Genomic DNA, 9,796 nt, shown 5'->3' with positions numbered 1-9,796 from the left:
ATGATCCTAGGATGGGTTCATGATGACCAACGACGCTGTGACGACTCTCCTCGATGCCCGCCGACTGCAAGGCCTCCTGACGAACAAGAGCGACCGTGTGATCGCCCAGTACTCCTTCCTCAACGCCGAGTGCAACACCTATCTCACCCATCTCGCAGACATCAGCGGTGAGAGCCCGCGCCGCCTCACCCGCGGTGACCAGCCGATCGGAGCCGCCGCGCTCAGCGAATCCGGAACACTGTACTTCGCGGCCAAGCGCACCGGCGAGGACGGCAAGGACGCCGAGAGCCCGAGCCTCTGGTCGCTGCCGGAGACAGGAGAGGCACGCAAACTCGCCGATCATGACGGCGGCTTCTCCCGCATCGACGTCAAGGGTCAGTCCATGATCGTCCAATTCCCCACTCACACATGGGCCGCGACCGAGGACGAGCACCGGGACTACAGCCAGGAGCGCCGCGACTCCAAGGTCAGCGCCATCCTGCACTCCGGCTTCCCCATCCGCCGCTGGGACCACGATCTGGGCCCAGGGCAAGAGACCCTGGCGATCGCAGACCTGAGCACCGTCGCCGACGAGTTCGCCGACGACCTCACGACCGACACCGCTCGGTACGAGGCCGACTCCACCTCGAACACGGCTGCTGGCACCGGAGCCACAGGTGCCGCTGCCACCGGCGACAGTGAGGATTCGACTTCCACACGCCCTGCCGACCTGGCCTTCCGCTACCTGTCGCTGCCACCCGGTCGGCTCGTGGACTGGGCCGTCGATGATGAGGCCCGCTTCGTCCTCGTGCAAGTCGAGAAGCCGATCCCAGGTCAGCTCGAGGCCAGCGAGATCTGGCAGATCGACGTGCACAAGCATGGGGCACCGCGCCTCCTGATCGGTGCCGCGGTCGACCACGCGTACAGCATCGACGCCATCAGCCCCGACGGCACCCGGGCACTGCTCACTCGAGAGCAGTTCTGGACGTCGACGACGAACCTGTCCGCGGCACTCATGGTCCTCGACCTCGATACGGAGACGCTGAGCCCGGTGTGGCCGGATGCCGACCAGTGGTTCGACCCCGTCTGGGCCGACGATTCGACGATTGTGGCGACCGCAGACGATCTCGGTCGGGGCAGCGTCTTCATCGGCGATGTCAACGACGAACAGCCTCGGCGACTGGTCGGCGGTCCCGGTCAGAAATATGCTTTTGCCGGACTCCACGTTCAGGGACTGCGGGTCGTCGCGACCGCCTCGGCGATCGACGTCGCACCCCTGCCCATCGCCATCGACCTGGTCTCCGGACAGATCAGCGAGCTGGCCAACCCCGCCGACGTCATCGACGGGACAGGCACCCTCACCGAGGTGGCCGCTGAAGGTGATGACGGCACCGAGGTGCGCGCCTGGTTGGCTCTGCCCGACGGGGAAGGGCCGTTCCCCCTCGTCGTGTTCGCCCACGGTGGGCCCTGGGGGTCCTGGAACGCCTGGACGTACCGGTGGAACCCGGGACCGTTCACCGCAGCCGGATACGCGGTGCTGCTGCCGGATCCGGCGATCTCCACTGGCTACGGCCAGGCGATGATCGATCGTGGTCAGCAGGAGCTGGGTGGGGCACCGTTCACGGACATCCTCGCACTCACGGATGCGGCGATCGAGCGGCCCGACATCGACGAGCAGCGCACGGCTCTGGCCGGCGGATCCTACGGCGGGTACATGGCGAACTGGGTCGCGGGACATACCAGTCAGCGCTTCGCGTGCATCGTCACCCACGCTTCCCTGTGGAACACGACGTCGATGGGCCGGACCACGGACAACGCCTCCTGGGACGTGGCCATGCGGAAGCAGTCGTCGACGTACTCACCGCACCTGTTCGCCGACCGGATCGAGGTGCCGATGCTCGTCATCCACGGTGACAAGGACTACCGGGTGCCCATCGGTCAGGGTCAGGAACTCTGGTACGACCTGCTCACCCGGTCCAAGACACCCCTGGACGCGGACGGACTCACCCAGCACCGCTTCCTGTATTTCCCCGACGAGGGGCACTGGATCACCGGTCGCGGCAACGCCGAAGTCTGGTACCGAACTGTCCTGGCCTTCCTCGACAAACACGTCCTCGACATCGACGCCCAACGCATCCGCGCCCTGGGGTGACGACTCAACTGCAGCGATGACCTTGGAGAATACTCTGGTGAGCAACATGATGCCCGCAGACACGATCACCCACAACGCCGTCATCCTCGACGGCGATCCCACCGGGGTCGGCTCGGACGGGTCCATCTCGGACGGCCCTACTCCGGCCACCGGGGATGACTGGCTCGCGTCGGCGGGGGGAACCGTCATCGCCCGCGGACGTGGGACGGGCTGGAAGGACCTGAGCACCTCGGCGACGGTGCAGATCATCGACGCTAAGGGAGCGTATCTGGCACCCGCCTACGTCGACATCCACTGCCACGGGGCCGGCGGCTCCAGCGCCGAGGATGGGGAATCCGGGCTCGTCGAGGTGCTGGCAGTTCACCGCCGGCACGGAACCCGGGCCCTCGCCCTGTCTTATGTCTCCGATACGGTCGCCGGCCTGTGCCGTTCCCTGGCCACCGGGGCCAGGCTCTGCCGCGACAACCCGGCCGTGCTGGGACTCCACGCCGAAGGTCCGTTCCTGTCCCCGGACTTCAAGGGCGCGCACGCACCCGAAGTGCTCACTGCTCCCACCCCCGAGGCGGTCGAATCGATCCTCACCGCAGCCGATGGGACACTGGCTCAGATCACGATCGCCCCAGAGCTGCCGGGAGCGATCGACGCGATCTCACGGTTCGCCTCGGCGGGGGTGAGCGTGGCCGTCGGCCACACCGCAGCTGATTACAAGGAAGCAGCACGAGCCTTCGACGCGGGCGCACGAATTCTCACCCACACGTTCAACGCGATGCCGGGCATCCACCACAGGGCACCCGGCCCGATCCTCGCCGCCGTCGATGCCGGGCACGTCAGCCTCGAACTCATCAACGACGGAGTCCACGTGGCAGCGCCACCGGCACGGATGCTTGCGAAACTGGCCCCCGGCAGGATCGCACTGATCACCGACGCCATGGCCGCGACGGGGATGGCCGACGGGCGCTACATGCTCGGTTCGCTGCCGGTGCAGGTCGAGGATTCGGTGGCACGGCTGCTGGGCGAGGACGGGGCGACGGGGTCCATCGCCGGTTCGACCCTGACCATGGACGATGCGGTGATGAGGGCGGTCGCCGAGGTGGGGATGAGCCCGTTTGAAGCCGTCCGGGCCGCGAGCCTGGTGCCCCTGCGAGCACTCGGGTTCATCGCAGAAGACGAGGGCTGTCTGCTGCGTGTCGGGATGCCCGCCGAGTACCTGCTGCTGAACGCGGACATGAGCATCAGGGCACAGAACATGGCACGATAGGACACATGGATGCCCTGCTCCTCATTGACACCGACGACGCCAGTTATATCTCCGACGAGAACGCCGAGATTTTAGTCGACATCGTCGGCCGCACTCGCACCGTCGGCGGTGTGCTCATCTTCGCCTCGACGAAGGACGAACTCGTCGACATCGACGATGAGGAACTGTCCATCTTCGTCCCCGACGAGGAAGATCTCGTGCTGCGTTCGGAGAAGCCCGATGTCTTCGACGGCATCCGCGACCTGGCGCCCGGCCTCCACGACATGGGCGTTGACCGCATCGTCATCGCCGGTGGGGACGTGACTACCGTTGCAACCCTCGAGGACGCAGACACCTCGGACGAGGCGGACGGCGCGGATGGTGCGGACGCTGCTGATGGTACAGATTCGGTTGGCGAAGCAGACTCTGCTGATGACAATGCTGGCGGCGAATTGCCGGGCTCGGTTCGTGCCTCGGCGATGGCCGCGCTGGTGTGCAACTTCGACGTCATCGTCCTCTCTGACGCAGTGATCGACCCCGAGGGCCAGCCAGTGACCTGGCTGGACGAGGCCGAAGCCGCCGGAGCCATGATCAAGAAGACCGCCGATACCTGGCTGAGGATGTAACCTCCCCATCGCTGTGGCGTCGGGAACCCACTTAGTTCTACACTGAGTAGAAGCTTTGAGTCCTCTGAGGCTCAGCCATGATGCCATTCGTGTGAGAAGTCCCAGGAGAGGAGCGGCATGACCGGGTCGAACAAGTCGGTGCGCGCTCTCTTCGCCGCACTCATGACGACCCTGCTCGCCGTTCTCATGCACGTCGGCGCCGGGGGCTCGACTTCTCCCGTCGGCATTGTGATCGTCTTCGTCTTCGCCCTGTGGGCCGCAATGATCCTCGCCGGCCGCCGGCTCGGCTATCTGGCCCTGGGATCGCTGTTGAGTCTGGGACAGATCCTCATGCACCTGTCGATGGGCTGGTTCACTGCCGCACCCGCCTCCAGCGGTGCAACGACGACCGGAACGGTCATGGGCCATCAGCACATGCACCACGGGACCGGTGCACTTGACCTGGGCCAGACAGGATCGACTTCCCAGCCGCTGTCGCACATGGCCGGTGACGGCTCGAGCGCGGGCGTGGCCATGGTGTTTGCCCACGTCGCGGCCGTCATTGTCACCGCAGTCGTTCTCAAACGCGGCGAAGACATCATCCTCACCATCCTGCAGCTGGCCCTGGGGCCGATCGCCACCGCGCTCCGAGCCCTCTCCGAGGCCCTCGGAGTTCTGGCCGAGTTCCCGACCCGACTCATCCAGGGCGAATACCAGCTGCCCCAGGCCGTCACCTCTGCCGTCGTCGGCCCGAACTATCGACGCGGTCCGCCCGCACTCGTCTGAGCTCAGAACCTCACCATCGGCGGATACTCCGCCGACCCACACATCATTGGTGACAGCCACGCACTGTCGCAGACGAGCCGTTCCGTGTGACAAATCGCGACCGATCGCATCGGGCCGCGTCGAACCGCGTCTGAGCGCGACTGACCGCTTCGGACGGCAACTGATCGCAACTGATCGCGTCCGCGCCGACACTCGTCGAGACCTGTGCCCGGCTGCACCGACAAGCTGAAAGTGCAGACGAAATGCGAAAGAACACCTCCCTGATGGCCACTGTGTCTGTTGCCTTGATGATTGGCCTCAGCGCCTGCGGCCAGAGCCAGGCGAGCGAGCCCGAAGAGACCACCAGATCCCAGGTCAGCGCCGGCTCACTGAGTCTCGACGACGCCTGGGTTAAGGCCGCCGACGACGGGATGACCGCTGTCTTCGGTGAACTGAAGAACAACAGCGATGAGGACATCAACCTCATCGAGGCGAAATACGATGACGCCGAGCAGGTCCAACTCCACGAAACTCTTGAAGACACCTCCGGAGGAATGTCGATGCAGGAGAAGAAGGGCGGCTTCACGATCCCTGCAGGCGAATCCCTGAACCTCAAACCCGGTGGCGATCACATCATGGTCATGGGCCTGACGAAACCGATCAAACCCGGTGAGGAGATCTCACTAGAACTCTTCACCGCCGATAAGCAGAGCTTCCCGGTCACCGCCATCGCCAAGGACTATTCGGGTGCGCAGGAGAACTACGCCCCGGGCGAGGCCGAGGACGAAGGCGACGGAGCCGACCACAAGGACATGGACCACGAAGACATGAACCATGACGAGATGGACCACGGGGATCACGGTGACCGCTGAGTCCCAGCCGAAGGACTCCTCGGCCCGTGCTCACGGTTTCAGCCGCCGAGGCCTCATCGCCTCGGCGGCTGCGGCCGGAGGAGCGGGAGTCGTCGGCGCCGTCGCAGGCTTCGGCGCTGGGCGAGCCGAATCCACAGACCGTGCTGAGGCCGCGCCATCCCGAGATCTCAACGGAGCAAACGGTCCGATCACCGAACCGTTCTACGGTCCTCACCAGTCCGGAGTAGAAACGCCTCCTCAAGCGCACGCGCACTTCCTGGCGTTGACGTTGAAAACCGGAATCAACGCCGACGAGGCGGTCCGCTGGCTGCGACTGCTCACCGCAGATGCGGCGGCGCTGACCCAGGGCAGCGGGCCGCTGGCTGACTCGGAGCCCGAGCTCGCCCACGATCCGGCCCGCCTGACCGTGACCTTCGGATTCGGTCGCAGGCTCGTGAAGCTGGCGGGCAGGAAAACGGTACCGGAATGGTTGGGTCCGCTGGAGAAGTTCTCCATCGATGACCTCGATCCAGACCGGTGCACCGGGGATCTGCTGCTGCAGATCTGCGGTGACGATCCGCTGACCTTGGCACATGCCAGACGGATGCTGTGGAAGGATTCCCGGAACTTCGCCGAGGTGGCCTGGCAGAGGGGTGGGTTCCGCCGTTCCTACGGCAGCAAAGAAGAAGGGAAGACCCAGCGGAACCTCTTCGGACAGTTGGATGGGACCGCCAACCCGGGATCCGGATCCGACGATTTCGCGCGCATCATCTGGGGTCAGGGTACCGGGCGGACGGATGCGGTGTACTCCGCGCGCGGGGAACCGCCGGACAACCTCGGCGAGCATCTGCCTGACTGGATGCGCGGGGGAACGACCCTAGTGCTGCGCGATATCGCGATGAATCTCGACACTTGGGACAAGGCCGACCGGCCGGCACGGGAGTTCGCGACGGGACGGACGCTTGATTCCGGCGCACCGCTGTCTGGCACAGATGAGTTCGATGTTCCCGACTTCACCGCGGTCGACAAGCGGGGTCTGACGAAGATATCTGCGGCCTCGCACGTGGCCAGGGCTCGTGATGGACTGGGCCCGGAGGCGCAGATCCATCGGCGAACGTTCAACTACGAGACAGGTGCGGAGGAAGGCGCAGGACTGCTGTTCGCTTCCTTCCAGGCCGACATCGAACGGCAGTTCCTGCCGATCCAACGCCGCCTCGCCGAGGTGGATCTGCTCAATGAGTGGACCACGCCGATCGGGTCGACCGTGTGGGCGATCCCGCCCGGCATCAGCGAGGGGGAATACGTCGGGCAGAACCTGTTCGAGGGGTGAGCGACTGATGCGGCCGCCGGATCCGCAGAAGCGGCTGCGGCGGCCGCCGCGGCCGGGCCGCGGCTCAGTCGGTGATCTCCGTGTCGAAGGCTTTCGGGTTCTCCTTGAGCCACTGATCGACTGCGTCGCTTTCTTCACCGTCCTCGTACTCGTTGACGACGAGGTTCTCGAGGTCGCCGTACTGCTTGTCATCGAGCTTGATGCCCTTGACGAGATCTGCGGCTTCGGGGAACTCGTCGCTGAATCCCTTGGTGCCGAGGAAATGCATGCCCTCCGGATCACCCATGGCGTGCTTCGGATCCTTGAGGTCCTTGACGTCATAGGCGTTGTTGGCCCAGAACGGTCGCCAGAGAGTGACGACGATGTCTTCCTTCGCTTCGATCGCATTGCCCAGCTCGGTGAGCATCGCGGGGGTCGAAGAGGTCACGAGTTCGAAATCTTTGTCGAGACCGTAGGTCGGTATCACCGAATCCTTGACCATCGCGGTGAGGCCGGCACCGGGTTCGATTCCGATGATCTTGCCGCCGAATTTGTCAGCGTTGTCGACGAGCTCATCCATCGAATCGATGTCGACGTAGGAGGGTACGACAAGGGTGTTCTTCGCCTCGTCGAAGTATGTGCCGAGATCCTCGATCTTGTCGCCGTACTCATCCATGTATTTCTTGTGTGTGCGTTCAGGCCACGCCGACGGGTAGACGTCGATGTCACCGTTCGCCACCCCGGCGTAGACGATCGCAGCCTCGGACATGGACTCCAGTTCGACGTCGAAGCCGAGCTTCTCGAATTGGTCTTCGAGCAGAAAGGCCGTACTGAGGCTGTCCGTCCACGACGAAATGTAGCCGATGGTGAGCTTTCCCTTGTCACCGTCCGAGCCCGAATCCTTAGCTGCCTCCTGGGAGCATCCGGTCAGAGCGAGGCCGAGCGCGGCACAGGCAGCGAGGGCGGTGTTGAGAGCGCGAGACTTCATCAGTTCATACCTCTTCGTAGCAGCTGATCACTTCATCGAGTCCGCCCGGAATCGAGTCGAACTCGTGGTCACACAGTGATTTCGGCTCACACATCAACGATGTGATCACAAAATACTGTAGTGCCATATAACCACATTCTCTGTTCGACTTCTACACATTGGGACGATGCTCTTCGCAAAGAGCATCGTCCCAATGTGTAGAACGGTCGGCCTCAGAACAGCGGCCGGGGCAGAGCATCCTCGAACTCAAGCAGCCAGCGTTTGGTCTCGAGGCCTCTGCCTGGCAGGCCGCCGGAGTATCCGCCCAGGCCATCACTGGCGACCACCCGGTGGCAGGGCACAATGATCGGAAGCGGATTGAGTCCCATGATGCCTCCGACGGCACGGGCGGGTATTCCCGTGCCGCTGCGATCAGCGAGTTCTCCATAGGTGACCGTGCTGCCGTATTCGACCGACTTGGCGAGTGTGGTCAGCACCGCTGTGGCGACATCGGAGATGTGACCGAAGCTAATCGGAAGGTCGAAGTCGATGAGTTGGCCCTCGAAGTACCGCCGGAGCTGGTCGACTGCCGCGCTCGTGATCGGGTCCTTTGCCGTTGCTGAATTCGTGGGGTGGTCGGCAGACCCTTCGGAATCGTTCGGATCGGGTTCGGAATCACGCCATTCGACCCGGACTATCGCGATTCCGTCGCCGGTCAGCGTGATCGGGCCGATCGGCGACGTGACGGCCTGCGACACCCAGTATGTTTCATCGGCGGCTTTGCCGGCAGGAGCAGGACCGGACTGGTCGGATCTCGTCACCATCAATCTCTCCTATCTGCGGATGCCACTGGAACAAAGCTAGCGCATGAGTATGTCACTCCGGCTGCGACGTGCCCGCCAGCGACGAGAAGCCCCCGGCTCGCGGATCGAGCCGGGGGCCTCTCGCTGATTCAGACAATCAGAGGTGTAGCCGCGAAGAGTGAATCACTTCTCTTCGTCAGGAAGCTCACCTTCGTAGGCGTCCGGGTTTTTCTTGAGCCACTCGGCGATGGCCTTTTCTCCCTCGTCCTTGTACTTGTTGACAACGAGGTCCTCGAGATCGCCGTATTGCTTATCGTTCATCTTGACCTTGCCGACATAGTCAGCGGCGTCTGAGAACTCATCACTGAAGCCCTTGGTTGCAGTGAAGTGCAGCTTCTCAGGTTCGCCCATGGCACCTTTGGGATCTTTGAGATCCTTGACCGGGTACGCGTTGTTGGCCCAGAACGGCCGCCACAGGGTGACGACGATGTCCTTGTCCGCGTCGGTCGCGTTGCCGAGCTCGGTGAGCATGGCAGCGGTCGAAGACGTGACGAGTTCGTACTCCTTGTCCAAGCCGTACTCGGGAATCATCTTCTTGGTGGCGGCGGTCAGACCAGCACCGGGCTCGATGCCGATGATCTTCCCGTCGAAGTCCTTGCCCTTGCCCTTGAGGTCTTCGATCGAATTGATGTCCTTCATATACTTCGGCACCGCGATCGTCAGCACAGCATTGTCGTAGTAGGCGCCGAGATCTTCGAGCTTGTCGCCGTACTCGTCGATGTACTGCTTGTGTGTGACTTCGGGCCACGAGGACGGATACATGTCGATATCGCCGTTGGCGACACCGGCATACAAGACGGCAGCGTCGTTGAAGGTCTCGGTCTCGACGTTATAGCCCATCTTTCCGAGCTGATCTTCGAGCAGGAGCGAGATGCTCTGACCGTCGGTCCAGCCGGTGACATAGCCGAGCTTGATGTCGCCCTTGTCTCCGCCGCCGCTGCCGTCGTCCTTCGCTGCTTCCTGCGAGCAACCGGTCAGAGCAAGGCCAAGAGCTGCCACTCCTGCGACGAATGTGGTGAGGAATCTTCTCTTCATTGTGTGTTCCTTTTCTCTAGTGATCGACAATTC

The 9,796-nt window shown here is 63.5% G+C and carries 9 protein-coding genes; 6 read left to right on the top strand and 3 right to left on the bottom strand.

Annotated features, from left to right (window positions below; genetic code table 11):
* The first annotated feature begins 19 nt into the window (after positions 1-19).
* From LQ788_RS18430 to LQ788_RS18405, 6 genes are all read left to right on the top strand, one after another.
* Positions 20-2,131 carry a S9 family peptidase gene (locus LQ788_RS18430; protein ID WP_231443539.1) on the top strand — a complete coding sequence of 704 codons (2,112 nt, stop codon included), beginning with the start codon at positions 20-22 and terminating at the stop codon, positions 2,129-2,131.
* A gap of 16 nt (positions 2,132-2,147) precedes the next feature.
* The gene (locus LQ788_RS18425) at positions 2,148-3,389 is read left to right on the top strand and encodes an N-acetylglucosamine-6-phosphate deacetylase (protein ID WP_231443538.1); all 1,242 of its coding nucleotides are present in this window, start codon (positions 2,148-2,150) and stop codon (positions 3,387-3,389) included.
* 5 nt (positions 3,390-3,394) lie between these two features.
* The gene (locus LQ788_RS18420; protein WP_231443536.1) at positions 3,395-3,994 is read left to right on the top strand and encodes a hypothetical protein; all 600 of its coding nucleotides are present in this window, start codon (positions 3,395-3,397) and stop codon (positions 3,992-3,994) included.
* A 117-nt stretch (positions 3,995-4,111) separates the two neighbouring features.
* Positions 4,112-4,759, top strand: a complete 648-nt coding sequence (locus tag LQ788_RS18415; protein ID WP_231443534.1) for a hypothetical protein — start codon at positions 4,112-4,114, stop codon at positions 4,757-4,759.
* A 242-nt stretch (positions 4,760-5,001) separates the two neighbouring features.
* Positions 5,002-5,610: a copper chaperone PCu(A)C gene (locus LQ788_RS18410; RefSeq protein WP_231443532.1), complete on the top strand. Its 609-nt coding sequence runs from the start codon at positions 5,002-5,004 to the stop codon at positions 5,608-5,610.
* The gene (locus LQ788_RS18405) at positions 5,573-6,919 is read left to right on the top strand and encodes a Dyp-type peroxidase (protein WP_231443530.1); all 1,347 of its coding nucleotides are present in this window, start codon (positions 5,573-5,575) and stop codon (positions 6,917-6,919) included. The genes LQ788_RS18410 and LQ788_RS18405 overlap by 38 nt, the downstream gene beginning before the upstream one ends.
* Positions 6,920-6,983: 64 nt before the next feature.
* Here the strand turns inward: LQ788_RS18405 and LQ788_RS18400 are convergent, their stop codons facing one another.
* The 3 genes from LQ788_RS18400 to LQ788_RS18390 all read right to left on the bottom strand — a co-directional run bounded on the left by LQ788_RS18400 (position 6,984) and on the right by LQ788_RS18390 (position 9,763).
* On the bottom strand, positions 6,984-7,886 hold the full coding sequence (locus LQ788_RS18400) for a glycine betaine ABC transporter substrate-binding protein (protein ID WP_231443528.1): 903 nt from the start codon (positions 7,884-7,886) through the stop codon (positions 6,984-6,986).
* A gap of 212 nt (positions 7,887-8,098) precedes the next feature.
* Positions 8,099-8,689 (bottom strand): methylated-DNA--[protein]-cysteine S-methyltransferase, encoded by a 591-nt coding sequence (locus LQ788_RS18395; RefSeq protein ID WP_231443526.1) that lies wholly within the window; start codon positions 8,687-8,689, stop codon positions 8,099-8,101.
* Positions 8,690-8,851: 162 nt separating this feature from the next.
* Positions 8,852-9,763, bottom strand: coding sequence for a glycine betaine ABC transporter substrate-binding protein (locus LQ788_RS18390; protein WP_231443524.1), 912 nt, complete (start codon positions 9,761-9,763; stop codon positions 8,852-8,854).
* Positions 9,764-9,796: the final 33 nt, after the last annotated feature.

The organism is Brevibacterium zhoupengii (assembly GCF_021117425.1).
Lineage (GTDB): Bacteria > Actinomycetota > Actinomycetes > Actinomycetales > Brevibacteriaceae > Brevibacterium > Brevibacterium zhoupengii.
The sequence above is the reverse complement of the archived record's forward strand: the minus strand, read 5'-3'. Positions and strand labels throughout refer to the sequence as shown.